17 protein-coding genes are annotated in these 25999 nt (G+C 61.2%); 11 read left to right on the plus strand and 6 right to left on the minus strand.

Features of this window, described 5'->3' with window-relative positions; all coding sequences use genetic code 11:
• Positions 1-192: 192 nt before the first annotated feature.
• Positions 193-1038, minus strand: a complete 846-nt coding sequence (locus PQQ95_RS11055; RefSeq protein ID WP_408437413.1) for an IclR family transcriptional regulator — start codon at positions 1036-1038, stop codon at positions 193-195.
• The gene (locus PQQ95_RS11060; protein ID WP_408437414.1) at positions 1035-1892 is read right to left on the minus strand and encodes an IclR family transcriptional regulator; all 858 of its coding nucleotides are present in this window, start codon (positions 1890-1892) and stop codon (positions 1035-1037) included. The genes PQQ95_RS11055 and PQQ95_RS11060 overlap by 4 nt, the downstream gene beginning before the upstream one ends.
• A gap of 283 nt (positions 1893-2175) precedes the next feature.
• Between PQQ95_RS11060 and PQQ95_RS11065 the strand changes: the two genes are divergently transcribed.
• From PQQ95_RS11065 to PQQ95_RS11095, 7 genes are all read left to right on the plus strand, one after another.
• Positions 2176-3135 carry an MBL fold metallo-hydrolase gene (locus tag PQQ95_RS11065; RefSeq protein WP_408437415.1) on the plus strand — a complete coding sequence of 320 codons (960 nt, stop codon included), beginning with the start codon at positions 2176-2178 and terminating at the stop codon, positions 3133-3135.
• 63 nt (positions 3136-3198) lie between these two features.
• Entirely contained in the window at positions 3199-4908 is a 1710-nt protein-coding gene (locus tag PQQ95_RS11070; protein ID WP_408437416.1) for an FAD-dependent oxidoreductase, read from the plus strand.
• Positions 4909-5012: 104 nt separating this feature from the next.
• Complete coding sequence (locus PQQ95_RS11075) at positions 5013-5249, plus strand: DUF2783 domain-containing protein (RefSeq protein WP_408437417.1); 237 nt, start codon at positions 5013-5015, stop codon at positions 5247-5249.
• 241 nt (positions 5250-5490) lie between these two features.
• Positions 5491-6813, plus strand: coding sequence for an MFS transporter (locus PQQ95_RS11080; RefSeq protein WP_408437418.1), 1323 nt, complete (start codon positions 5491-5493; stop codon positions 6811-6813).
• Between the two features lie 338 nt (positions 6814-7151).
• Positions 7152-15956: a hemagglutinin repeat-containing protein gene (locus PQQ95_RS11085; protein ID WP_408437419.1), complete on the plus strand. Its 8805-nt coding sequence runs from the start codon at positions 7152-7154 to the stop codon at positions 15954-15956.
• 169 nt (positions 15957-16125) lie between these two features.
• Positions 16126-17064 (plus strand): hypothetical protein, encoded by a 939-nt coding sequence (locus PQQ95_RS11090; protein ID WP_408437420.1) that lies wholly within the window; start codon positions 16126-16128, stop codon positions 17062-17064.
• A gap of 204 nt (positions 17065-17268) precedes the next feature.
• Positions 17269-17703: a hypothetical protein gene (locus PQQ95_RS11095; protein WP_408437421.1), complete on the plus strand. Its 435-nt coding sequence runs from the start codon at positions 17269-17271 to the stop codon at positions 17701-17703.
• 2 nt (positions 17704-17705) lie between these two features.
• On the opposite strand, the gene PQQ95_RS11100 is transcribed toward PQQ95_RS11095, so the two are convergent.
• Positions 17706-18161 carry a hypothetical protein gene (locus PQQ95_RS11100; protein ID WP_408437422.1) on the minus strand — a complete coding sequence of 152 codons (456 nt, stop codon included), beginning with the start codon at positions 18159-18161 and terminating at the stop codon, positions 17706-17708.
• Positions 18162-18287: 126 nt separating this feature from the next.
• On the opposite strand from PQQ95_RS11100, the gene PQQ95_RS11105 reads away from it, so the two are divergent.
• Complete coding sequence (locus PQQ95_RS11105; protein WP_408437423.1) at positions 18288-20042, plus strand: ShlB/FhaC/HecB family hemolysin secretion/activation protein; 1755 nt, start codon at positions 18288-18290, stop codon at positions 20040-20042.
• Positions 20043-20369: 327 nt separating this feature from the next.
• The gene (locus tag PQQ95_RS11110) at positions 20370-21068 is read left to right on the plus strand and encodes a 4'-phosphopantetheinyl transferase family protein (RefSeq protein ID WP_408437424.1); all 699 of its coding nucleotides are present in this window, start codon (positions 20370-20372) and stop codon (positions 21066-21068) included.
• On the opposite strand, the gene PQQ95_RS11115 is transcribed toward PQQ95_RS11110, so the two are convergent.
• The 3 genes from PQQ95_RS11115 to PQQ95_RS11125 all read right to left on the minus strand — a co-directional run bounded on the left by PQQ95_RS11115 (position 21065) and on the right by PQQ95_RS11125 (position 23204).
• A complete protein-coding gene (locus PQQ95_RS11115) occupies positions 21065-21919 on the minus strand; it encodes a 4'-phosphopantetheinyl transferase family protein (RefSeq protein WP_408437425.1) in 855 nt (284 codons plus the stop codon). The genes PQQ95_RS11110 and PQQ95_RS11115 overlap by 4 nt on opposite strands.
• Before the next feature lie 12 nt (positions 21920-21931).
• On the minus strand, positions 21932-22411 hold the full coding sequence (locus tag PQQ95_RS11120) for a hypothetical protein (protein WP_408437426.1): 480 nt from the start codon (positions 22409-22411) through the stop codon (positions 21932-21934).
• 127 nt (positions 22412-22538) lie between these two features.
• Positions 22539-23204, minus strand: a complete 666-nt coding sequence (locus tag PQQ95_RS11125; protein ID WP_408437427.1) for a nitroreductase family protein — start codon at positions 23202-23204, stop codon at positions 22539-22541.
• 269 nt (positions 23205-23473) lie between these two features.
• Here PQQ95_RS11125 and PQQ95_RS11130 point away from each other — a divergent pair, with 269 nt between their 5' ends.
• Both PQQ95_RS11130 and PQQ95_RS11135 read left to right on the plus strand, forming a co-directional pair.
• Positions 23474-24709 carry a YbfB/YjiJ family MFS transporter gene (locus PQQ95_RS11130; RefSeq protein WP_408437428.1) on the plus strand — a complete coding sequence of 412 codons (1236 nt, stop codon included), beginning with the start codon at positions 23474-23476 and terminating at the stop codon, positions 24707-24709.
• A 119-nt stretch (positions 24710-24828) separates the two neighbouring features.
• Positions 24829-25974 carry an alpha-hydroxy acid oxidase gene (locus tag PQQ95_RS11135; protein ID WP_408437429.1) on the plus strand — a complete coding sequence of 382 codons (1146 nt, stop codon included), beginning with the start codon at positions 24829-24831 and terminating at the stop codon, positions 25972-25974.
• Positions 25975-25999 lie beyond the last annotated feature (25 nt).

Genomic DNA, 25999 nt, shown 5'->3' on the forward strand with positions numbered 1-25999 from the left:
AGGGCACGTTGTTTCGCTGAGTTTTGCGTAGTTTCGATTACTCGGCTCGCAAAACGATTACAAAACACCTATTTTCTGGAAAAACGATTATACGACGTCTGCACGGTATTTCGATTACTGGGCGTGTAAAACGATTACAAAGTGCCATTTTTCTGGAAAAACGATTACTTAACCCTTGTTAAGGCCGCTTTTTCAAGTCTCGTCCGCCGTCGCCATCCACCCAAACCGCCGCGACAACCTTAGCGTCGCCGCGCGCAAAGTCTGCGCGGGGCCGCCCGCAAGCTCGCTGTCGAAGCTGCCGCTCGGTCCCATCAGCGCGAGCACCAGACAGATGCTGCCGGTATGGTCCAGCACCGGCGCGGCCAAGGTGTTGATGCCTGGCACCGGCCGGCTCAACGCAGTATCGATACCGTCCGCGCGGATTTGCGCGAGCCGTTGTGCGTAAGCCTTCGTCTCCTCCGCGCCAGCCCCTGCCAACCGCAAATGATCCTGCGCGAGCAGGCCATGACGCACGTCGTCCGCGACATACGCAGCAAACACCCGCCCGATCGCCGTATTCACCAGCGACATCACCGTGCCGACCCGCAAGCTCACATGCAGCGGCCGCGCCGATTCCTCCAGCCGCACGACGGTCGGCCCGAGCGGGCCGAGCACCGCCATCGCGACGCTCATGCCCGTCGACGCAGCCAGCTCGACCACTTCCGGCTCAGCCTCCCGCGTCGGCGATAAACGCTGCAAGCCGATCAACCCGAGTTCGAGCGCTAAAGGCCCGGCTTCGAAGCAGCCGGCGGCGTCGCGGTTCAGCAAACCGATCTTGAGCAGACTCACCAGATGCGGAAACGCTTTGGCCGGTGGCATGCCCGCGGCGGCTGCAAGATCGCGCAGGCTCAACGGCCGCGCAGCCGCAACCAGCGCGCCGAGCAACTCGCCCGTGCTATCGAGCGACTGGATACCGCGCTGGGGTTTCGCATCGGCAGAAGCGGCGGAATTGCCGGCAGCGCCGGACGCAGCGTAAGAAGGGTCGAGAGAGTCGGTCACGATGCGGAAGAAGCTAACAAGGAAGGCGCCGCTGCAAGCTCGGCGCCAATGTCGTGAACCGCGGCAAGCAGGGCGCGCGCCGTCGGACCATCGGCGGCGACGTCGATCGCGCCCGTCGAGCCGATCACGGTCAGCGCGAGGCACAAGCGGCCGTCCGCATCGAGCACCGGCGCGCTCAAACTGCTGATGCCCGGGCTCGGCGCATCGACGCTGCATTCCAGCCTGCGTGCGCGGATCGCATCCAAAGCGGCTTCGAACGCGGCACGTTCATCAGGCGGCGTCATCGCGCTGCCCGCAGCACCCGACTGATTCGCCCACATCCCCGCCAATACCTCGCGCGCCAGATAAGCGCAAAACACGCGACCCGTCGACGTAGCCGGCAGCGACATTACCGTGCCCACATGCAGATTCACATGCAACGGAAAGCCCGCATGTTCATAGCGGACGATGGTCGGCCCCTGCGGCCCGGCAATACAGATCGCGACGCTGAACCCGATCGCTTCTGCCAGCGCCGCGACGCGCGGTACGGCGGCGCGAAACGCCGGCTGGGTCTCCAGATGCATCAAACCCAGCCGCAACGACAGCGGACCGGGTTCATAACGGCCCGACAACTCGTCACGTTTGATCAGACCTAAGCGGCTCAGGCTCACCAGATAAGCATGCGCCTGCCCCGGCGCGATCTGCGCGGCGGTGGCGAGATCGGACAAAGCCAGCGGACTGCGTGCCTGCGCGAGCGCCAGCAACACGCGGCCGCCCACTTCGACGCTCTGAATCCCGCGCTGCGTCTTGCCGCCTTCCGCCGACTCGCTGCCGCCCGCGCCTTTGCCGGTGGCCGATTTCGCTGCTTTGCTCACACCCGCGCTCGTCCGTAAAAAGGGTCCATGTTAGCCGAAGCTCCGCCCACCAGCCGCGCCTTCCTGTCCTTATCTTAGGCGCTCTTGGATTTGCGTATAGCGATACATTTCGCTATTGACAAATAAACTGGCCTGGCCATAAGATGCATTCACCCCGACATACCGGTGCAGTCACAGAGTCAAAACGGGGCGAGACAACCCCCAATACCGCCAGCACGCGCATCTGCATCTGAACGCGCAGCCGGCCGTCTCGCCTCACGTCCAACTTTTGAGGGAGACAAGCATGGCAAAGGCATTCGCATCCCAGGCCGATCTGGAAGTCAAGAAAGTCACGTGGACCAAGCTGTCCGAGAACGCTTACGCGTACACGGCGGAAGGCGATCCGAACTCGGGCGTGATCATTGGTGACGACGGTGTGTTGATCGTCGACACCACCGCCACGCCGGCCATGGCGCAAGACCTCATCGCGAAGATTCACAGCGTCACTGATAAACCGATCAAATACGTCGTGCTGTCGCATTACCACGCCGTGCGCGTGCTCGGCGCGTCGGCGTATTTCGAAGAAGGCGCGCAGGAAGTGATCGCGAGCCGCGGCACGTACGAAATGATCGTCGAGCGCGGCGAAGCGGACATGAAGTCGGAAATCGAACGCTTTCCGCGTCTCTTCGCCGGTGTCGAAACGGTGCCGGGCCTGACGTGGCCCACGCTCGTGTTCGAAAAAGAAATGACGCTGTTCCTCGGCAAGCTCGAAGTGCGCATCGCGCATCTGGGCGCGGGTCACACGAAGGGCGATACGGTGGTGTGGCTGCCGTCGCAGAAGGTGCTGTTCTCCGGCGACCTGGTCGAATACGACGCGGCCTGCTATTGCGGCGACGCCCAACTCGAACAATGGCCCGCTACGCTCGAAGCACTGCGCGCGTTGAAGGCCGAGAAGCTGGTGCCGGGCCGCGGCCCCGCATTGACCACGCCGGACGACGTCAACAAGGGTCTCGATTACACGAAAGACTTCGTCACCACGCTGCTGCAACAAGGCCGCGAGGCCGTCGAACAGAAGCTCGACCTGAAGGCCGCGATGGCGCACACGCGCAAGGCGATGGACCCGAAATTCGGCCACGTGTTCATCTACGAGCACTGCTTGCCGTTCGACGTCTCGCGTGCTTTTGACGAAGCGAGCGGCATCACGCATCCGCGCATCTGGACCGCGCAACGCGACAAGGAAATGTGGGACGCATTGCAAGCCTGATAACAGCAGGGAAACGCGGGAAAGCATCAAGCAAAGCAGAGTAGAGATGGACGGAGACACAAGATGAGCATCAACTACCAGACGCTGTCATTCGACTATCAGCCGTGCCGGGAGCAAGCCGCACAGGGCGGCGCGGAACAGGCGGCCTATCCCGTGATCGTGGTCGGCGCGGGGCCGGTGGGCCTCGCTACCGCGATCGATATCGCGCAGCAGGGCGTGCCGGTCGTGCTGGTGGACGACGACTGTTCGTTGTCGACCGGTTCGCGGGCGATCTGCTTCTCGAAGCGCTCGCTCGATATTTTCGACCGGCTCGGCTGCGGGCAGCGCATGGTGGACAAGGGCATCAGCTGGAATGTCGGCAAGGTGTTCCTGAAAGATGAGCTGGTGTACACGTTCAATCTGCAACCGGAAGCGGGCCACAACCGGCCCGCATTCATCAACCTGCAGCAGTACTACGTCGAAGGCTTTCTGCTCGAACGCGCGCAGGAGATGCCGAATCTCGAGATTCGCTGGAAGAGCAAAGTGGTCGGCGTGCAGCAGGGTGGCACGCCCGGCACGGATCAAGCCAGTGTGACGCTGACGATCGATACGCCCAACGGTCAGTACCCGCTACGCGGCCGCTACGTGGTGGCCGCCGACGGCTCGCGCAGTCCGATGCGCAATCTGATGGGACTTGACAGTAAGGGCGTCACGTTCAAAGACCGCTTTCTGATCGCCGACGTCAAGATGGAAGCGGAGTTTCCAACCGAGCGCTGGTTCTGGTTCGATCCGCCGTTCCATCCGAATCAATCCGTGCTGTTGCATCGTCAGCCGGATAACGTGTGGCGGATCGATTTCCAGTTGGGCTGGGACGCCGATCCGGTGCTGGAAAAAACGCCGGAACGTGTGATCCCACGCGTGCGCGCATTGCTCGGGCCGGATGCGAAGTTTGAGCTGGAATGGGTCAGCGTCTATACGTTTTCGTGTTTGCGCATGGACCGTTTCCGGCACGGCAACGTGTTGTTCGCGGGCGACTCCGCGCATGGCGTGTCGCCGTTCGGCGCACGCGGTGCGAATAGCGGCGTGCAGGACGCGGAGAACCTCGCCTGGAAACTGGCGATGGTGCTGGAAGGCAAAGCCTCCGACGCGTTGCTCGACACGTATGCAAGCGAACGCGAATTCGCCGCTGACGAAAACATCCGCAATTCCACTCGCTCGACCGATTTCATCACGCCGAAGAGCCCGGTTAGCCGTGTGTTCCGCGATGCCGTGCTGAAGCTCGCGCGTCATCACCCGTTTGCGCGGCAGTTGACGAATAGCGGCCGCTTGTCGGTGCCTGCGGTGTTGCGTGATTCCCCGCTGAATACTGCGGATAGCGACAGCTTTGAAGGTCTGATGGTGCCGGGGGCCTCGTGCGTCGATGCGCCGGTTCATGTTGCCGGGCAACCGGCGTGGCTGTTACAGCAACTCGGTCAGCAATTCACGGGCGTATTGTTCTGCGGCTCGCAAGGCATCGATCAGGCGACGCAAGCTGCGCTGGATGCATTGCGTAGCGGGCCGATTCCGTTGAAGCTCGTCGTGGTGACGAATGGCAATGTGCAAATTTACGCAGTTGCAGATGCGACGGTGGTGCACGACGTCGACGGTCTTGCCGCAGCGCGTTACGACGGCAAACCCGGCACGTTCTATTTGATCCGGCCGGATCAGCATGTGTGCGCGCGTCGTCGGCAACTCGATGCGCGCTTTGTGGAAGATGCGCTGAAGCGGGCGTTGTGCGTGGAAGGCACGGCCTGAGGGCGGGACAACTGCAGCGAAGGCGGCACAGGCTGAAAACGCGGCACACGCAGCTTGGCCAACACACACAGCACATCGGCAAAAGAAAATAGCAGGAGACAGTTATGGCATTGAATACGCAACCCAACCTCGCGCGCCCCGATGATTTCTACGAGGCGCTGATCGACATGCATCGCGATCTGGACGACGCGCAAAGTCAGTCAGCCAACGCGCAACTGATCCTGTTGCTCGCCAACCATATCGGCGATCACGCGACGTTGCTCGAAGCGATGCGGCACGCGCGTGAAGGTGTGACCGATGTTTCGGCGCAAGGTGTGCAGACGCATTCATTGGCCGCCTGAACGCGCATCCCGACGCGCTGATCTGCGCGCCTTACGGCAGCTTATGCAATGCGCTGCGTTATGCCGCCGTCGATTAACGATTAAACGCTGCACGCGCATGGCCATTCGAGCTACGCGCAATCCACCACGGCGCGCGGCGTACCCATACCGCCGCATGCTGTTCCAGTAGAAAACCGAAAAGCGGCGCATCAAGACGCCGGACCTAGCGGGTCCGCTGGACCCTCACGTTTGGAGATAACCGATGAGCCAATCCCTCGCCCCCGCGCTGGGCGCATCCGCTGTTGCGCACGACGATCTGTTATATCGCAAGGTCTCGAAGCGGATCATTCCATTTCTATTCCTGTGTTACGTGGTGTCGTTTCTCGACCGCATTAATATCGGCTTCGCGCAATTGCAGATGAAGCACGACCTCGGCTTCAGCGACGCTATGTACGGTTTGGGTGCAGCGGTCTTCTATATCGGCTACGTGTTGTGTGAAGTGCCGAGCAATATGCTGCTGGCCCGCTTCGGCGCGCGTCGCACGTTCACGCGGATCATGCTGCTGTGGGGCATTGCATCGGTCGGCATGATGCTGGTGTCGAAACCTATGCACTTTTACGTGCTGCGTTTCATGCTCGGGGTATTCGAGGCGGGATTCTTTCCCGGCATTGTGTTGTATCTGACCTACTGGTATCCGGCGCGGCGGCGCGCAGCGGTGCTGTCGATTTTCTTCGCGGGCGTTGCGGTGGCGGGGGTGCTTGGCGGACTCGTATCCGGCTGGATCATGCGCGATATGGGCGGCGTGATGGGGCTGTTCGGCTGGCAGTGGATGTTCGTGATAGAAGGTGCGCCGGCCATCGTACTCGGCCTGCTGGCCGCGTTTTATCTGGTCGACGGTCCGCAACATGCAACGTGGCTCAACGCCGCTGAGAAGGCGCAGCTGATCGCACAGCGCGATGAAGACCGCCGGGTTTCATCGGACGCGCATTCATCGCGTTCTGTCATGCAGGCGCTGCGCAATCCGCGGGTCTATCTGTTCGCGTTCATCTATTTTTCGCTGACCTGCGCCTCGTTGACGCTGAACTTCTGGATGCCGCTAATGATTCGCGACTTCGGTGTGCACGATGTGCTGGCCATTAGCCTGTACACCGTGATTCCGAATGCGATCGGCGCGGTAGGGCTGATTCTGATTGCACGCAACTCGGATCGCCGTGGCGAACGACGCCGGCACTTTGCGGTGTGCACGATCGGCGGCGGCATCGCGCTGTCTCTGCTGACGCTGCATTTGAGCAGCTTCCCCGCGATGCTCGCGATTCTCTCGCTTGCGGCCGTGCTGATCTTCGCTGCGTTGCCGATTTTCTGGACCGTGCCGTCAGGCTATCTGTCCGGTACTGCGGCGGCGGCCGGCATTGCGTTGATCAGCAGCATCGGAATTACGAGCGGGATTGTCAGCCCATGGGTGATCGGTCTGATCAAGACACACACCGGCAGCATGGACAATGCGTTGTATCTTTTGACTGCGTTGCTGTTCGTTAGCGGTGTGGCGTTGCTGGTTGGCGTGCCGAAAGAAACTAAGCGTATCTAAAGGTTTGTATAGGCCACCTGCGCTCTTTCGGATTGGTCTTATCGCTGGCGCCCGTTTGCCGCCCATACAGTGATTGCGGCGTTCCGGCACCTCAGCCGGGACGGCCCCTCCACAATCTGTGTTCGCTTCATCGGCAACGCATGGTTGCTTCCGCCCGCCTCGCTGCGGGCTTTTTTTTGCCAGCTCTGGCTGTGCGATGTCCCGGCGATGTTCTGTAGGAAAAGTACGATTTGATAGAGATGTTGGCGTACTGAAAATTTTGCAAATTGTCGACAGATAATTAGCCTGAATTCCGCTAGTTTACGGCCAGTTAATAGTCCGTAATACGAAGCAGAAGAATGAACGGGAAAACATACAGGCTGGTGTACAGCCGACTGAGAGGAATGCTTGTCGCCGTCGAGGAAATCGCCACGGCAACCGGCAAGCAGGCAGGAGAGGCCACGGTAAGCAGCAGAAAATCACGGAGTGTGATTTTTTCGTTGCGGCAGATTGCGTTCGCTACGCTCGCGCTCTTTGGTGCGCTGCCGTCGTTGTCGGGCGCGCAGATTGTGCCGGGTGGTGCGCACGCGCCGTCCGTCATCCAGACACAGAACGGCCTCGATCAGGTGAACATCAACCGGCCATCCGGTGCGGGTGTTTCGATGAACACCTATGGGCGCTTCGACGTGCAGCAGAAAGGTGCGGTGCTGAACAACTCCCCGGTGATCGTGCAGACGCAGCAGGCGGGCATGATTAACGGCAATCCGAATTTCGCGCCCGGTCAGTCGGCGCGGGTCATTGTTAATCAGGTCAGCAGCAGCGCCGCGAGCCAGATCAACGGGCATCTGGAAGTGGCGGGGCAGCGCGCCGAAGTGGTCATCGCGAACGGATCGGGTATTTCGGTCAATGGGGGTGGCTTCGTCAACACGTCGCGCGTGATCCTGACCACGGGCGCGCCGAACTTTGCGCCGGATGGTTCGCTCTCGGGTTTTAACGTGACGGGTGGCGCCATCAGTATTCAGGGCGCGGGGCTGAACGCAGGTGACACCGACCAGGTTGACCTGTTGTCGCGTGCGGTGCAGGCCAACGCCGCAATTTATGCGAAGAACCTGAATGTCGTGGCCGGTGCGAACAGCATCGAACATGACACGCTCCGTGCAACGCCGATCGCGGGTGATGGTCCTGCGCCCGGTGTCTCCATCGACGTGAGCCAGTTCGGCGGGATGTACGCGAACAGGATCGTCCTGGTGGGCACGGAGAATGGCGTTGGTGTCTCAAATAAAGGGGTTCTTGCGGCACAGGCAGGTGACCTGGTACTGAGCACCAATGGATTGCTGACGCTTGCCGGACAGACCAATGCGAGCGGCACTATCAGCCTCTCTGCGCGGGACGGTATCGACAACAGCGGGACTACTTACGCACGGCAGAATGTCACGGCGAACACATCCGGCGCGCTCACGAATAGCGGTGTGCTGGCAGCGCAGCAGAACACGAACGTCAGTGCGGGTAGCGTGGCCTCGACGGGCACACTCGGCGCAGGCGTGAACGGCGACGGCACGCTTTCGCAGTCCGGTGACCTGTCGGTGACAGCGGGCGGCACGCTGAGCGCGACCGGGCGTAATGCGGCGGGCGGCAATGCGGCGCTCAATGGTGCAGCGCTCAACCTTGCCGGAAGCAGTACATCGGCCAATCGAGCGTTGGGGCTTACCGCCCGCAGCGGCGACCTGAGCCTGTCGGGCGCAACAGCCACCGCAGGCGGAGCGCTGGACATGCACGCGGCCGGGTCATTCGACAACAGCCACGGCGACCTCAGTGCCGACCAGCTCGCGCTGCACGCGACGAACCTTGTCAACCACGGCGGCAGTATCACGCAGACCGGCACGGGCGCGATGACTGTCGATGTCACCGGCACGCTCGACAACCGGGGTGGCACGCTCCAGACCAACAGCGACGGCCTGGCAGTTGGCGCTGCCGCGCTCGTCAACGACAACGGCACGATTGCCAGCTCCGGAACCGGTACGCTGTCGGTTAATGCCGGCTCGCTCTCGAACAACGGTGGCACGATTGCGACGAATGGGATGCTTGATGTTCGTGCGGGCGCGACGTCGAATCGCGGCGGCACTATTGCCGCGCAGACGGGTGCAACGCTCAATGTCGCCTCGCTCGATAACAGCGTGGGCGGCTATGTGGGTGCGCACACTGTCTCGCTGACAGACATGGGCGCGCTGGACAACGCAGGCGGCACGATCCAGGCGGATGGCACGCTGTTGGTTTCCGCGCAGTCAGTCGCCAACGACGGAGGCTCCATCGCGAACGGTGGCACCGGTGCGACTACGGTCGCCGCCCGCGGCGCGGTGACGAACATGGCCAACGGCCTGATTGGCGGCAACGGCGACGTGTCGCTCTCGGGCGGCAGCATCGGTAACGCGGGCGGTACGGTCACAGCGGCCGGCGCCGCGACTGTGCAGTCCGGCAGCATGCTCGACAACCGGGCTGGCCTGATTCAGGGTAGCGGGAATGTCTCAGTGTCTGCGCACGGCACAATCGACAACACAGGCGGCCAGATCGAGGCGGATGCAACGGTAGACAATCCAACGGCCACGCTGGCTGTCACGGGCGCATCCCTCGACAACACGAACGGACGTATCGCGAACACTGGATCAGGCGCGACAACGGTTAGCGCAGCCATTGTCACGAACAGCAATACGGGCGGCGTCGCGGGCGCAGGCACCATTGGCGGGAATGGCGACGTGGCTGTGAGTGCAGGCACATTGTCGAACACGAACGGCGCGCAGCTCGTGTCGGGCCATGACCTTGCACTGAACATCGCCCGGCTTGCGGACAATACCAATGCAACGCTGTCAGGCGCAAACAATGTCACGCTCAACGGCCCGAATGCAGGCGTCATCAATGCAGGTGGGTCGATCCACGGGAACGGTGCGATTGCGCTGAACGCGGCCTCGCTTGACAACACGTCGGGCCGGATCGGCAACGATCCGCTTGGGGGATTTCCTTCGGGGCGCACGGGCAGCGGCGGCTCGGTGTCCGTCACCGTCGGTACGCTGGCGAACCAGAACGGCGCGATTGGCAGCGACCAGAATCTGAGCGTTACGACGAACCAGCTTACGGGGGACGGCAGGATTATTGCGGGGAACGACGGCGCAGTGACGGTCAATAGCGATTACACGCTCACTGGCGCCAATCACATTCAGGCAAACCACGATCTGACCTTCACGACAGCGGGCACCTTCACGAATCAGGGCACGCTCGGCGCGGTGAACGCATTGACGGTGAACGCCGCGAACGTCGATAACCAGGCGGGCGCGGATATCAATTCGACCAGCACAACGGTCAATGCCGCGAATGCCATCAGCAACGAGGGACGCATCGAAGGCGACTCGGTGACGATGCACAGTGCGTCGCTGATTAATACCGCAACGATCATCGGTAACATGGTGACGCTGAATGCCGGTTCCATTGCGAACACGGGCGCGGCTGCTGTAATGGCTGCTGCTTCACAACTGAATCTGTATTCGCCCGGCAACATTTCGAACACGGGCGGCGCGAACATTTTCAGCCTGGGTGACATCAACATCGCAGCCGACGACACGCGCGATGCGAACGGCCTGCTCACCAACCGCAGCCACTCCGTCACCAACGACCAGTCCACCATCGAGGCGCAGGGCAACATCGAGGTCGCCACGCAGACGCTGACCAACACGCGTCCTGCACCTACCGTCGAGACGGTGACGACCGATGTCGATACGGTCCACCAGACCAAGCGTGACGCATATATGGCCTGCACGACGGCGGGCAGCGACAAGGGCTACTGCACGCAGGACATGTGGAACAACGGCTATCTTGCGCCGCTCAACACGACCTTCTCCGTTGCAGATGTTGTGTCGCAGAAGTCCGGCCCGAATGCGGCCGACAAAGTGCTGGTGGTGAACGTCAACGGCCAGCCGCAGACGATCTGGTACAACACGCTGACGACCAACACCGACGGCACGATCTCGGTCAGCTACTGGGACGGCTACGATCCGAACGTCAACTACGACCCTGCAACCGAATATGCATCGCGCAACGATGCCCATAAGGGTTACCAGCGCGTCGAGATAGCACGCGACACGACGACTACCACGCAGCAGGACCAGGTAACCGGCCCGCAGGCGCAGCAGGCGCAACTCATGGCGGGCGGCAACATGGTGCTCGCCAACGTTGGCGCGCTGAACAATGAATATAGCGCCATTGGCGCGGGCGGCTCGATCCAGATCGGCAGCGCCGACGCGACCGGCGATGTAGCGAGCGGCAACTATGGCGGCACGCTCCTCAACAACATCGGCCAGACGCTCTACCAGTACCAGAAGCAGGACATCGTTTCGACCTACGCGTGGAACGAAAATATTTCACGCGATGTCGGCACCGTGGTCGAGCCGTCGATTGTCCTGTCGCCGGTCGCCATTGGTGGCACGGGCGGCACGATCATCGCCAACAACGCGGTGCAGATTAACGCGACCGATATCAACAACAATAATGTGGCGGCGGCAAACTCTGCGACTGGCGCGACGGGTGGCACGCTCGGGGCGAATGGTACGGTGGGCGGCATCACCGGTAGGGGGGCGCAGACGGTCAATCTGGCAACTGGCCAGATACAGACCATCAAAGCGCCGCAGTCCATCGCCGGACCTGGTGGCGTGCTCAACATCACGTTACCTTCGAGCGGTCTGTACACCTTCAACACAGCGCCTGGTGCGTCGTATCTGGTTGTCACCGATCCGCGACTGACCAGCTACACGAGTTTCATTTCCAGCGACTACATGCTGGGAGCACTCGGCCTCGATCCGTCGAAGATCATCAAGCGCCTCGGCGACGGGGTATACGAAGAACAGATGGTGCGCAACCAGATCACGCAACTGACCGGGCGCGTCTATCTGCAGGGCTACACCAGCAACGAGGATGAGTACCGCGCGCTGATGAACAATGGCGTGAACGTTGCGAAGGAATTCAGCCTTGAACCGGGCCTGGCGCTGAGCGCTGCGCAGATGGATGCGCTCACCAGCGATATCGTGTGGCTGGTCAGCCAAACCGTCACGCTACCGGATGGCAGCACGCAGCAGGTGCTGGCCCCGGTCGTTTATCTGGCCCACGCCCACGCGAGCGACCTGCAGCCGACCGGTGCGCTGATTGCCGCTGATGATGTGGAGATTCATGCCACGGGCAGCGTGACCAACTCGGGCGTCATCAGGGGTGGTGCGCAGACTGTAGTCGGCGCGACGAATATCCTGAACCGGGGCGGTTCGATTGGCAGCAGCACGGACAACGGCACCACCGTGGTTTCAGCGACCAATGATGTGGTGAACGCGTCGGGACGCATCACCGGCAACCGGGTTGCCGTGCTCGCGGGCCATGACATCGTCAACACGACGCTGCTGGATACGGTGGGTATGAGCTCGGTTGCGGGGAACAGCAAGGTCAGCCAGAGTTTGCTTGGCGCGCAGGGTACGATTGTATCGACGGGTGATCTTCTTGTCGTGGCGGGCAATGACGTGGCGGTTCACGGTGCGAGCATTGCGGCGGGCGGTAACACACAGATCGCCGCGGGGCACGACATCACGGTGGATACCGTGCAGTCGGACACGCAGCAGTCGGTGACGAAGAATGCGGACCATCACTGGGAAGCATCCAGTACGATGAACCAGACTGGCGCAATCACAGCGGGCGGCAGTCTCGCGATGCAGAGCGGCAACGATACGACGCTCAAGGGGGCGACGGTTAGCGCGGGTGGCGATATGGCCGTGATCGCGGGCGGTAACCTGACGGCAACGACGGTCACTAACACCGCGACCTACAACAACGTCGCCACCGACGACAAGACACGCAAGCAGGCGGACCGTAGCTACGACGAGCAGACAGTCGGGACGACCATCAGCGCTGGCGGTAATGCGACGCTTGCGGCCCTGAGCGCCGATCCAGGCAAAGGTAACGTCACGCTCACGGGTTCGTCGCTGGCAGCGGGTAGCGGTGCGGCGACGATTGCGGCTACCGGCAACGTGGACATCAACGAAGGCCGCGAGGAACACGATTCGTACTCGGCTACCCAATCGAAGCGCGGAAGCTTCGTGCATGGCTCGACCACCGACACGATGCAGAGCGCGCAGGCGAACATCGGTGTGGGCAGTACGGTGTCCGGCGATACGGTTACCGTCAGCGCAGGCAAGGACCTGAGCGTGAAGGGTTCGACCATCGCAGGCACGAACGACGTGAATCTGGCGGCGGCAGGCAATGTGAATATCATGACCTCGCAGGACACGCAGAGCACGTCGAGCTACTACCAGAAGCACGAGTCCGGCTTTGGCACGGGCGGCGGGATCGGTATTTCGGTGGGCAGCAAGACGCAGACCGACACGGCCAGTACCACACAGGTGACGAACACGGGTAGCACGGTCGGCTCGCTTGATGGCAGTCTGAATGTCACTGCAGGCAAGGACCTGCATGTCACGGGCAGTGATCTGGTGGCGGCACAGAACGTGACGGGCACCGGCGCGAATGTCAGGATTGACTCCGCCGTCGATACGATGCACCACGACGAGAAGCATGAAGTCAAACAGAGCGGCTTTACCCTCGCGATCAAGGCGCCTGTCATCGACGCCATTTCCAACGCGGTTGACCAGGCGCACGCGGCGAGCCATAGCCAGGATGACCGCGCGGCGGCATTGCACGGCATGGCGGCGGCGAGCAGCGCAGTCGATGCGCTTGGCGCGGGCGGCGCTGCTGCTGGCGCGCTCGCAAACGGCGCACAACCCGAAGCCAAGATAGAACTTAGTTACGGCAGTAGCCACAGCGAGAACACCTATTCCGAAGGCTCAGCCACGAACAGGGGTTCCAATGTGACAGCGGGTGGCACGGCTGCATTCGTCGCGACCGGCAACGGTGCTTCGGGCAGCAGCACGGGCGGCAGCGGCAACGTGACGATTGCCGGTTCGAACGTGAACGCCAGTGACGTGATTCTCGCGGCGAAGAACCAGGTCAATCTCGTCAACACGACCGACACTGATTCGACGCGCAGCACGAACCAGTCGAGCAGCGCGAGCGTCGGAATCTCGTATGGTACGAGCGGTTTCGGTGTGGATGCGTCGATGTCGAAGGCGCACGGCAACAGTAACGGCGACACCGCCATCCAGAACAATACACATGTGACGGCAGCGAACACCGCGACGATTATCTCGGGCGGCGATACAAACATCATCGGCGCGAACGTGAGCGGCAATCAGGTGAACGCCGACATTGGCGGCAACCTGAACATCGCGAGTGTGCAGGACACCATGACGACGGCCGCGCATCAGGAAAGTACGGGCGGTGGATTCGCCGTCAGTCAGGGCGGCGGCAGCGCGAGTTTCAGCCACACGAATGCGAATGCGAACGGTAGTTATGCGGGCGTGAACGAACAGGCTGGCATCCAGGCGGGCGACGGCGGTTTCAACATCAGAGTGAAGGGGAACACAGATCTGCACGGCGCAGTGATTGCGAGCGATGCGGACGCGTCGAAGAACACGCTTTCGACAGGCACGCTGACCTATAGCGACATCCAGAATTCGTCGAGCTACAACGCGCATACGGGCGGTATCAGCGGAGGCGTCACGACCGGAGACGGCGGTGCCAATTACAGCACGACCGGCGCAACGTCAGGCAAGAATGCGGGCGGCGTCGCGCCAATGTTGAGTCAGAACGATAGCGGCAGCGATCGCGCGACGACGAAAAGCGGCGTCAGTGCGGGTACCATTAGTGTGACCAATGCGGACCACCAGACGCAGGACATCGCGAGCCTGAACCGTGACACGTCGAACACGAACGGCACGGTTGCGAAACTGCCGGACGTGAACAACCTGCTTGATCGTCAGGGGGACATGATGGCCGCAGCGGGCGCGGCCGGCGAAGCCGTCTCGCGGCGCATCGGTGACTTTGCACAGTCGAAATACGACGAGGCGAAGAACAACGGCGATCAGGCCGGTATGGAGGCATGGAAGGAAGGCGGCGTAGCGCGCGCCGAAATGCAGGCGGCAGGCGCCGCACTTGTGACCGGACTCGCAGGCGGCAACGCAATCGGCGGCGCAGCGGGCGCAGGTATCGCGTCGATTGCAGCGGGCAAACTCAACGAACTGAGTGGCACGATTGCCGGTTCGAACCCAACCGGCAACGCCTCGATGAATGAAGCCCTCGGCAACATCGTGGCGAATGCCATTGCTACAGGCGCGGGCGGTGCGATCGGCGGCGACGCGGGCGCGTTCTCGGGCTACAACGTTGACCGGTTCAACAGACAACTGCATCAGCCCGAAAAAACGAAGGCGCAGCAGATTGCCGCGGCGGCAAAGGATCAAGGGCTGACGAACCCTGATGGTTCGCCGATCACAGCGGCACAGATCGAAAACGCCATGCGTGGGGCGAACAACAGCCAGTACGGTGAAATCGCTGCGACGGGCGTCTTTGTGCCGCTGAACGCGAGTACGCCTGCGGGTGCGGTTTATGACACGGCCGGGATGAAGCTGGTGACGGACAGCACCGGGAATTATCTGGTGCAGGATCCGTCAATGCTGGCAATGCCGTCGAAGACTGTGCAGGATCTGATTACCCAAAACACGGGCGGTGCGAGCTCGCCGTACAGTTGGGGAACGTCAACCGCTCAAACGGCGGCGCCAAAGATCGATCCATATGGGCCGTTCTCGCCGACGTTTAACACAGGGGATTATTCGGCCGGATTTAGTACGGCTGGCCGGGGAGTGGCTGGCGACTATGCGACCGTAAATGTTGGTTCATTATCTGGAAACGTAACGGGCGCCGTTAATCTTTACGATCATTCGCTCTATGTTGGAGGTAGCGTTGTGATGGCCAATCCATCATCGATCGCATTTACACCAGGTATAAGCGGAACCGTTGGATACATCATTGGCAAAAACAGTGCTCAGGGGACGCGAGACTTCTTGGCTGGTGATGGAATACAAGGATTCGTTTCCATTCCGACGCCCTTTGGCTTTAACGCGATTGGAGCGGTTACTCACGCGTACGACGGAGCCACGGCGATTGAGTTCGGTGTAGGCCAACCCGGTTCCGTTTCCTTCGGGATAAGCCCGTGGGGACATACCAGGCAAGTGACCGGGAAAACACAATAGGAGGATGTATGGCGGTGGGCGGTGGCCCTAATCCGGAGCAATGGGCAAAGATGTCAAAGACGCAGAAGATCTGCTATTGGGTTTGCTTGGCTGCTGCTTGCACGTTTATTGGCGGCTTATTGATCAAAGCCTTCTTCTTTAGTTAAAACGTGTTTCTCCAACGGCGGGCGTGTCGGGGTGTGGTGTTCGTTACAACCGCCAGTTACATCCTGACCAGCAGAAGTGGATCAAGGACAATGCAGCTGCCTTTGTAAAGCAGCAAGGTATTACTGTTGGCCAGGCGAATAACGAGCTGACTGCGCAGGCGGACCGGCAGGTGCAGAATGGTTCGGCGGGTGCATGGAACCAGTCCGCCAGCGCGTTTCTCGGTCAGGCGCATGATATGCCGCCAGCGGGCAGTAGTGGGCACTGGCCAAGGGTGTCGTTTTGCCGCTGTCCGCATGTAGCTCGTTCGTCGATTTCACCAATTAACAACATATCCCGAGGAATAATCTTCATGCTATCTAGAATCGCGCTGTCTGTTATTTTTGTAACGGCGTCTCTGACTGGTTGCACCATCCTTCCGCAGCCAACGCATTATGTGAGTGCTAGCCATCCCGAGTATGACCCGGCCGTATCCGCGCGCATTCGAGTTCTTTCAACAAACGCAAGCGGCGGCGCTGCATTCCGACCAGCGCAAGGATGTTATAAGGGTCTGCTAGAGACGGACGACCAAATCGTGAAGGTCAACGACGGCTTCTGGGCAGCTTGGAAATATTCCTCTAAAAGCGAAACGGTTGGCATGCCTCCCAGTCCGCGGGACTATATGAGAGTAGAAAGTTTGAAATTTAAAGACCTTATTCGCGAATACATCGTGCCCGCAGAAAAACCGTTGACCGTACTTATGTCAGCAAGCGGCAGTGCCGGGAATGTCTATTCGTCGTGCAGGCCACCAGCCGTTATGTTCACTCCGACAGCCGGACAGGACTACGACGTTTTCATGGATGGTGCGCGGCGCAGCTGCTGGATAGCTGTGCGTCATATTGATGGGCACGGTATGGACGAACCGGTGTTGATGAAGGTCGCACCTAAATGCTCTAACTCTGCGCCTGTTGTTCAAGGCGACTGATCTCGAGTGACGCGGATGAGTCGAAGAACATGCTTTTGACGGGACACGCTGACGTTCTTTGATATCCAGAACTCGTCGGACTAACACGTGCATTCGGGCGGAACTGGCGGTGGCGTGACGATTGGCAGCGGCTACAGAACGACTGGCTTAACGATAGCAGCGCTCGGGCAGACTAAGTTGGTTCCAAGTTGAAGGAAAGGGAAGATGAGAAATTCAATTGTAAAAATTATGATGTTGAACACGCTGTTGTTATTTTTTGGAGCAACAGGTTTTGTCTATGCGGCAGAGCCTCGATGCCAGTCTCAATCTAATGATGGCCACACAGCCAAGCTATGTGTAACCGAAGCGCCATCGCAGCATGACTATTACACATTGTGGGTGGACGGTGAGGCGATCTTCATGCTGCCGGACGACTATATTGAGAGCGTAACGCTCACCCATCGCATTCCCGAAGATGCTGCGATCGAGTTTCCTCTCTCTGCTCAGGGATCGCCGACCGTAACAATTTCGGGAGGTTGTTCGCCTGTGAGCGAAAAGCGGGAAAAGGAGGGCAAGATAACCACTTTCGAAGTTTCTCGTTCTTGCTCGTTCACTTGGGGAAATGTTGCTCTTCTGAAGGATTTACGGGTCCAATTCTGATGTTAAATCTGGTTACAGACCGTTTCAACCGGCAGATGCACCCGGAAAGAACGGTCGCCAAGCAACTTGCTGCCAAGAGTGGTGGCAGATACACGGAACAGCAGATTGGGCAGCAAATGGCTCAAATGAGTTGACTGCAGGAAATCAGATTGAGCTGGACAGCATCCGTGTTGCAGTGGGTAGTCCTCAATAAATGATATTCTTGGACGCAAACAATGGAACCACGGATCGTCCATATAGCCGCTTATTTTGGCGAGCTTGCGGCCGCTCATGCGCTTGCTTTTTTCTTCGTCTACTTTGTGGGCACCTCGACGGCGGCTTTCCGGGCTGGCTTGGCGCTCTTTTTTGGTTGTGTGTGCTTGCTTGATAGGTCGTCCGTTTATGCCGCACGCGCTATTCAAGTGGCTGACCCGTCCTGCCGTGGCGCTGATGTCAATTGTCGTATTGGGGTTTGGCACATTCGGAATCCAAGAGCCGAACCTGACAATCTTGGCTCCGGGAATTGGGCTGTGTCTTTTTGGGGCGGCGTTCGCCGATCGAGTTGAGCGTTCACGCACACGGAAGTAGTGGGGCAAATTGAATCTATGAAAATCAGCAAGAGGCTGGCGGCGCTGCCGCTCACAGCCCTGGTATCGCTCGCCTCGAACGCGCAGCACGCGCCGACGCCAGCCGATGAAGCCGCCGCCGCCCGCGCCAACGCCGAGCAGAACCAGCAAATCCAGCAACAACGCGACGCCCAGCAGCGTGACGCAACCGTACAGGTACCTGCCGTGCGTTCGACCCTCCCGATATTCGAGGGCTATCCACTGCTGCCGATCGAGACACCATGCTTCCGCATCGGCAAGTTCGCGCTCGATGTCCCCACTACGCTGCTCGATGCCATACGCACCAAGGGAGCCTCGACCCTCTCACTGGACCCGTTCACCTTCGCGCGAGAATGGCTTGACCACTACAAGGGCCAGTGCATCGGCAAGTCCGGCATTGACACACTGACTAAAGGACTGCAGCAGGCGATCCTGAGCCGTGGATACGTGACCACCCGCGTGCTCGTCCCGCAGCAGAGCCTGTCCAGCGGCACACTGGCCTTTGCGCTCGTGCCAGGCGTCGTCCACCAGCTCCGCTTCGCCGACTCCGAGACACGCGGCACCCTGAAATCCGCATTCCCGGTAAACGACAGCGACCTGCTGAACCTGCGCGACCTGGAGCAGGGGCTGGAGCAGATGAAGCGCGTCGCATCGCAGGACGTGGACATGAAGATCGAGCCAACCGACACACCCGGCGAAAGCGATGTCGTGGTAACCGTGAAGCGCTCGAAGCCGTGGAGCTTCGTCGCATCCGTCGATAACTCGGGCACGGACGCGACCGGCAAGTGGCAGGGCAACGTGAGCCTCGGCATTGACAATCCGCTAGGGCTCAACGACATATTCACAGTCGGCGCAAATCAGGACCTGTCGTTCGGCAACAAGTCGCTCGGCTCGCACGGCTTCAATGGCTCGTACTCGCTCCCGTGGGGCTACTGGACGGCCACGCTGTCCGGCAACACGAACACGTATTACCAGAACATCGCAGGGGTGAACCAGACATTCGTGTCCAGTGGCAACTCGCAGACAGCCGCACTCAGGCTCGCGCGCGTACTAAGCCGCAGCCAGAGCGACGTATTCGGCGTAGAGCTCCAGCTATCGAAGCGCTTCGGAGAGAGTTTCATTGACGACACCGACATCCCCCAGCAACGGCGCAACAACACATTCATCGAAGCGGGCCTGACCGACCGGCATTACTTCGGCGCGTCCCAGTTCGACGGCACGCTTGCGTACCGCCAGGGCATCGGCGGCCTTGGCGCGACGCCAGACCCGTACGCCGACGGCCCGACCTACCGCTACCACATGGCGGTGCTGGACGCGAACCTGTCGATGCCGTTTGCCATCGCCCAGCAGGGCTTCCGCTACGTGACGACCGTTCACGCGCAGTTCACCAATGACACGCTGTTCTATCTGGACGATCTCACCATCGGCAGCCGTTACACGGTGCGCGGTTTCGATGGTGAAACGATGCTGGCGGCAGAGAAAGGCTTCTACTGGCGCAACGAACTGCAATGGCCCATCGGCCAGGCCGGACAGGCGCTGTACGCTGGTATCGACTACGGCCGCGTGTTCGGACCGAACACGGCGTTTCTGGCCGGGACACAACTGGCTGGCGCGGTGATTGGAATCCGCGGTGGTTTGCCTTCCCGCTTTGTCGGCATCTCCTACGATCTGTTCGTCGGGATGCCGGTCTATAAACCCAGCGGCTTCCCGACCTCGCGTGTGACCGTCGGCGTGCAGGCGACTGCGCAGTTCTAGCGTGCCGTGGGGGACGAAGGTTTCCCCGCACCACAAGTAACAAATCGATTTGCGTCAACCACTTAGGTGCGTATCCCCGTAGTTATTAACAGCCCTTTCAACATTTTCTGTGGATAAACTCATCCTGCGCGAACACGAACTGGCCGTGTTAATCACGCAGGCAACGGCACGCTGTTTGTGAGCTTCCTCGTGGCACTGGCTGGCTGTGTAGGCGTTCCTTTCCCTGATAAGCGCAACCAGGTCGCCTGGTGACTTTCACCCCCGGTTGCCATGGTAAGTTCCCACCATTCTCCCCAACGACCGCGTGCTAACGCCCCAACCTTCGCGATGTATTCGATCGAATCTCTTGCGTTACCGCACGGCGTCCCGCCCGACATTTCGTTGTGGCGGGTCGATTTCGCTTTCGACGCGTCCCTGGACAACAACGCCTTCGCATCACTCAGCGACGAAGAACGCGCGCGAGCCCAATGCTTTCGCCGCCACGAAGACGCGCTGCGTTTCGCATCCGTGCGCGTGGCGCTTCGCGAGCAACTCGCACGACATCTCGGCATCGCGGCAAACGCCGTCCGCTTGACACTCGATACCAACCGCCGCCCCCATCTCGCCGATTCCGATGCGTACGATTTCAACATCTCCCACGCGGGCGCGCATGGCTTGATCGCGATGTCGCCGCGCCGGCGTGTCGGCGTCGATATCGAGCAGTACAGCGAAAAATTCGATTGGCGGTCGATCGCATCGTTGACGCTCGATGCCGGCGAGGCGGCGTGGATCGAGCGGCTAGAAGTCACGCAGCAACGCGCCGCGTTTTACGAAGCATGGGTCGCCAAAGAAGCGCTCGTCAAAACCACGGGCGTGGGCATCACACTCGGCTTGCAGCATCTGCCGGTGTTGCCGCGAGACAGCGTCGAGGTGACGCTACGAAATGCGATCCCGGATGAGATGCGCGAGATTGCCGCACGCTGGATCGCGGCGCCAGAAGGCTATTTCGCATGCCTCGCGTGGTCGGCGAAAACGTTCACCCGCTAAGCGTGTCGTTTGCCAAACACCGAGGTCTTCGGCCATCCAAAGGCATGCACGTGCGTGACCGGCTGCGCGAGTGCAACCGCTGCACGAATCTTGCCCGACATCGGCAGATCGAGGATATGCCAATGACCATGTTCAAGAAGATCGAACACGCAGGCGGTGGCATCGTTCGAGAACAAATCCATATCGATATCGACAGGCGCATAGCGCAACGCATTGCACAAGCTGCCGTACCGCGCGCGTCGACGTGAGTTTTCCGGCGTGTCTTCAAGCGCGGCACGCGGCGAGGGTACGACGACACTCAGACCGAGCGTCGTCGACGCAATGCCGATCACGATCCAGATGCCGGCGTACGCGATATCAATCGTGATGCCGCGGCCGTCGTGCGGATGCCGCGCGCGCAGCTTCTCGCTGCCGTCGTCCTGCAGATCGACCGCATGAGGTTCGCAGCCGAACAGATTCGCGACGATCCAGCGCGTCACCACGCGTGCGCTGATAAAGCGTTTGCGCAGCGCCGAGTTCGGGTGAAGCCGTGCGCGTTCGCGCTCTCCCTTCGACAGCCACGTATCGCCTTCCTGCACCGGCACTGGCAGCCATTCGCAGCGGAATCGCCACAGATGCAATTCACCCGCGCGTGGTGCGTCGACGCTGCGCGGTTGGTGGCGCGTGAGCGGATGCAAGGCGAATTGCGGCGGCGCCGCGCTGACAATCACGTGTGCGGTTCGAGCAGGTTGAACCGCTCGAGCGGACGGATCGGCTTGCAAGGTGTTAGCGCTATTCGCCGCCTGCGAGTCAATGCCAGGCGAGTTGTCACGCACACGCGACGGCGCGGGATAAGCGAGTTCCGACGGCATACGCTCGGGTCCTCAATGCATATAGGTGACGCGGCGCGCTTGCACGTCGAGTTCGACACCGGCGTCGAGCAGATCGATGGCGAACCAGCGGATTAGCTTCAGCACGCCACTCACGGCCGGCGCCGGCAGCCATTCGCTCAGCATGCGCAATGCAGCGCCGCTATGCGTTTTTTGCAGCAACGCGATGGTTTGCAGGATCACGGCTTCGTCCTTGCCGAGATCGCTGGCGCAGCGGCATCGCATGTCGAGCGGACGATAGGACACGTGCATCAGCGAACGCATCAGCAGATCGAAATGTTCGATGCCGTCTTGCCGCAAGCCTACGCCGATCAGAATGTCGCGCCATTGCACCCCGCCGCGCACGGTTTCACACGCCGGCCGCAGCCAGGTACGCACGGCGCTGAGGACCGTGCGATCGGGCGCGTCGGTGGAATCCGTGACGTGATCGTCGACCAGTTCGGGACGGCTGCTGTAGTGAGAGCGGAAGTTCATCGTTGCTCCTGGATGGACACGGTCCAATGAGTCGCGCCGGCCTGATCGAAGGAAGCCGCGTCGCAGGCCAGCGCTTGTCGCTCGCGACGGATGGGCGGTGGCGCAGTGCTTGCGCCAGATGCTTGCTTCAATTTTTAGCCTGCGACGGCGGCAGCCATTCGCGCACATGTTCGCTGCGTGCCGGACGTGTCGTTGCTTGCCCGGGGTTTTTCGGCGTGCCGACAAAGAGGAAACCGAGCAATTTCTCGTTCGGCGCGAAACCCAGCGCGTCGTGCATTTGCGCTTCATAGCTGTCGGCGCCCGTGGCCCAGAAGCCGCCGTAGCCGAGCGCGTGGATCGCATTCAGCATGTTCATTGTCGCCGCGCCGACTGCCAGCAATTGCTCGGTTTCGGGCACCGTCGAATGAGACGAAAGTGCCGCGCCAAGGGCGATCACGATCGGTGCGGCGTAGGCCTTTTGCCGCCGATGCGCATGCGCGGAGCGTGGCTCGCCCGGCGAACGGGCGCAGGCAAGGTCGACCAGCACGTCGCCGAGCTGGCCGCGCGCGTCGCCGCGGATCGTGACGAAGCGCCACGGGCGCAAATTGCCGTGATCGGGTGCGCGCAAGGCGGCGTCGAAGATCAGATCGAGTTCGGCGTCGGCCGGGCCCGGTTCGGTAAGCGGCCATTGGGATTGGCGCGACAGCAACACGTCGAGTGCGGCCGTCGCCTTTGACTCAACGGCGGTGTCAGGCGCGGCGGTGGCTGCGCGTTCGCTTTCAGTTTCGGGGCGGCGGAGGTCGGCTGTGATCATGATTTTGGTATTCGTCTGATGGCATAGGTTGAATAATGAGGCAATTTCCATGTAAATGCAAATCATTCGCATTTAGAAAATGAATTGGACGGGGGAATGCATCGGGGGTTGGTGTGGCCAGCGAACCGTCGGGAGGCCTTGCGGCAGGAGGTTGGGCGCGTGGTCTGCAACTGATCTGCAACTAACGGTCAGCCGAACGAAGCGCCCCCAGATATGATGGCGAAATGCCGCAGCCAGCCTGCCGCATCCTTGTCTACCCACGCTAGCCAATGCCGACAAAATCTCTCGACGCCGCATCGACCACCCCGTCCACCGAAGCGGCGCAACGCCTGCCCACCTTGATGCTGGCCGCCGCCCTGTCGTTAGGCAGCGCGATCGCGCTGGGCCTCGCGCGCTTCGCTTACGCGCTGCTGTTGCCGTCGATGAAACTCGACCTCGGCTGGAGCTTCGCGCAAGCCGGCGCGATGAATACCGCCAATGCACTGGGCTATCTGCTGGGCGCGCTGGCTTTTCCGCGGCTCGCGCGCCGCTGGCCGGCCGGCACGTTGTTCGGCGCCGGCTGCGTAGCCACGGCGGTTCTGATGGCCATCAGCGGCTTGCTTGCGGACACGCATTCGCTACTCGCGCTGCGAGTGATCACCGGCGCGAGCAGCGCGGCGATTTTCATCAGCGGTGGCGTGCTGGCGGCGCGGCTGGCGTCAGCGCGACCGCACGATGCAGGGCTCGTGCTCGGCTTGTATTACGGCGGGACCGGTTGGGGCATCGTCGCTTCGTCGGTGCTGGTGCCGCTGACGATTTTCAACGCCGTGCACGGCTGGCAATTCGCGTGGTTCGCACTCGCGGCCGCGTGCGCCGTGTTCTCCGCAATCGCCATTGGCGCCGCGCGAAAAATCGAAAGCGTGCATGCGACGGCGTCTTCGAGCGCCCATGTTTCCGATGCCGCCGATGCGCCGCGTTGGCCGCGGTTCAGTCCCGCGCTGGCCGGCTATGGATTGTTCGGCGTCGGCTATATCGGCTACATGACGTTCATCGTCGCGCTGCTGCGCAATGCGGGCATGAGCGCGGCGGTGGTAACCGGCTTCTACCTGTTGCTCGGCGTGGCGACGGTCGTTTCGGCACGCTTGTGGTCCAGCCTGCTCGACCGCATGCGCGGCGGCCACGCGCTCGCGATACTCAACGCATTGCTCGCGGTAGCGACGCTGTTGCCCGCGTTGTTCACGCAACCGTGGGTGGCGTTTGTCTCCGGCGTGCTGTTCGGCGCGACGTTTCTCTCGGCGGTGGCGTCGACCACGGCTTTCGTGCGCCACAATCTGCCGGCGAGTCACTGGGGCAAGGGCATAAGCGCATTCACGATCGTGTTCGCATTTGGGCAGATCGTCGGGCCCATGGTGATCGGCTGGGTCTCGGATGGCGCGGGTCTCGCGCGTGGGCTGGTCTATTCCGCATTGCTGCTTGCGGCCGGCGCGGTGCTGGCGGCTTGCCAGAAGCCGCTGCGCGGAGCCTGAACCGGCATCAGCGGTGGATCTGCGGATCTGCTTTGAACTGTCCCCAGGCATTCCGTGAATACCGGGCGACGGTCTCAAACACGTACACTCACCGCTTGTTCCTTGCGCTGAGAGAAACCGTGCCTGCCATCACCTGCATCGAAGATTTACGCGTGCTTGCCGAGCGGCGTGTGCCGCGCATGTTCTACGACTACGCCGACAGTGGCTCGTGGACCGAAAGTACCTACCGTGCCAATGAAAGCGACTTCCATCGCCTGAAGCTGCGCCAGCGCGTGGCGGTCAACATGGCGGGCCGCAGCACGCACACGGAAATGATCGGTCAGGCGGCTGCCATGCCCGTGGCGCTCGCGCCGACGGGATTGACCGGCATGCAGCACGCCGACGGCGAAATTCTCGCTGCGCGCGCGGCGGAGAAGTTCGGCGTCCCGTTCACCTTGTCCACCATGAGCATCTGCTCGATCGAGGACGTGGCCGCCCACACCAGCAAGCCGTTCTGGTTCCAGCTTTACATGATGCGCGACCGCGATTTCATCATGCGACTGATCGAGCGCGCTCGCGCGGCGCGCTGCAGCGCCTTGATGCTGACGCTGGACCTGCAGATCCTCGGTCAACGCCACAAGGACATCAAGAACGGGCTGTCGGCGCCGCCCAAATTGACCGCGGCGAACCTCATCAATCTCGCGACCAAGCCGCGCTGGTGCCTGGGCATGCTCGGCACCCGGCGGCGTACCTTCGGCAACATCGTCGGTCATGCGAAGGGCGTGGGCGATCTGTCGTCCTTGAGTTCGTGGACCGCCGAGCAGTTCGATCCGGCGCTGAGCTGGGCCGATGTCGAATGGGTCAAGAAGATGTGGGGCGGCAAACTCATCCTGAAAGGCATCATGGATGTCGAAGATGCACGCCTCGCCGCCGATAGCGGCGCCGACGCGTTGATCGTCTCCAACCATGGCGGCCGTCAACTCGACGGTGCGCCCTCGTCGATCTCGGTGCTCCCCGAGATTGCACGCGAGGTCGGCTCACGCATCGACGTGTGGATGGATGGCGGCATCCGCAGCGGACAGGACGTGCTGAAAGCCGTTGCGCTCGGTGCGAAAGGCACGCTGATCGGCCGCAGCTTCCTCTATGGTCTGGGTGCGATGGGCGAGGCGGGCGTCACGCAGTGCCTGCAGATCATCCAGAAGGAACTGGATATCACGATGGCCTTTTGCGGTCACACCGATATCCGTCAGGTGGACGAGCGGATTCTGCTGCCTGAAAGCCGTTGAAGACACACGCCAGGTGCGACGCCTG

The organism is Paraburkholderia caffeinilytica, assembly GCF_046030355.1.
Lineage (GTDB): Bacteria > Pseudomonadota > Gammaproteobacteria > Burkholderiales > Burkholderiaceae > Paraburkholderia > Paraburkholderia caffeinilytica_B.

What these genes read in the sequence shown, in the direction of transcription:
- PQQ95_RS11065 (WP_408437415.1), top strand. Translation starts at nt 2,176, where the DNA reads ATGGCAAAGGCATTCGCATCCCAGGCCGATCTGGAAGTCAAGAAAGTC.
- PQQ95_RS11070 (WP_408437416.1), top strand. Translation starts at nt 3,199, where the DNA reads ATGAGCATCAACTACCAGACGCTGTCATTCGACTATCAGCCGTGCCGG.
- PQQ95_RS11075 (WP_408437417.1), top strand. Translation starts at nt 5,013, where the DNA reads ATGGCATTGAATACGCAACCCAACCTCGCGCGCCCCGATGATTTCTAC.
- PQQ95_RS11080 (WP_408437418.1), top strand. Translation starts at nt 5,491, where the DNA reads ATGAGCCAATCCCTCGCCCCCGCGCTGGGCGCATCCGCTGTTGCGCAC.
- PQQ95_RS11085 (WP_408437419.1), top strand. Translation starts at nt 7,152, where the DNA reads ATGAACGGGAAAACATACAGGCTGGTGTACAGCCGACTGAGAGGAATG.
- PQQ95_RS11095 (WP_408437421.1), top strand. Translation starts at nt 17,269, where the DNA reads ATGAGAAATTCAATTGTAAAAATTATGATGTTGAACACGCTGTTGTTA.
- PQQ95_RS11105 (WP_408437423.1), top strand. Translation starts at nt 18,288, where the DNA reads ATGAAAATCAGCAAGAGGCTGGCGGCGCTGCCGCTCACAGCCCTGGTA.
- PQQ95_RS11110 (WP_408437424.1), top strand. Translation starts at nt 20,370, where the DNA reads ATGTATTCGATCGAATCTCTTGCGTTACCGCACGGCGTCCCGCCCGAC.
- PQQ95_RS11115 (WP_408437425.1), bottom strand. Translation starts at nt 21,919, where the DNA reads ATGCCGTCGGAACTCGCTTATCCCGCGCCGTCGCGTGTGCGTGACAAC.
- PQQ95_RS11120 (WP_408437426.1), bottom strand. Translation starts at nt 22,411, where the DNA reads ATGAACTTCCGCTCTCACTACAGCAGCCGTCCCGAACTGGTCGACGAT.
- PQQ95_RS11125 (WP_408437427.1), bottom strand. Translation starts at nt 23,204, where the DNA reads ATGATCACAGCCGACCTCCGCCGCCCCGAAACTGAAAGCGAACGCGCA.
- PQQ95_RS11130 (WP_408437428.1), top strand. Translation starts at nt 23,474, where the DNA reads ATGCCGACAAAATCTCTCGACGCCGCATCGACCACCCCGTCCACCGAA.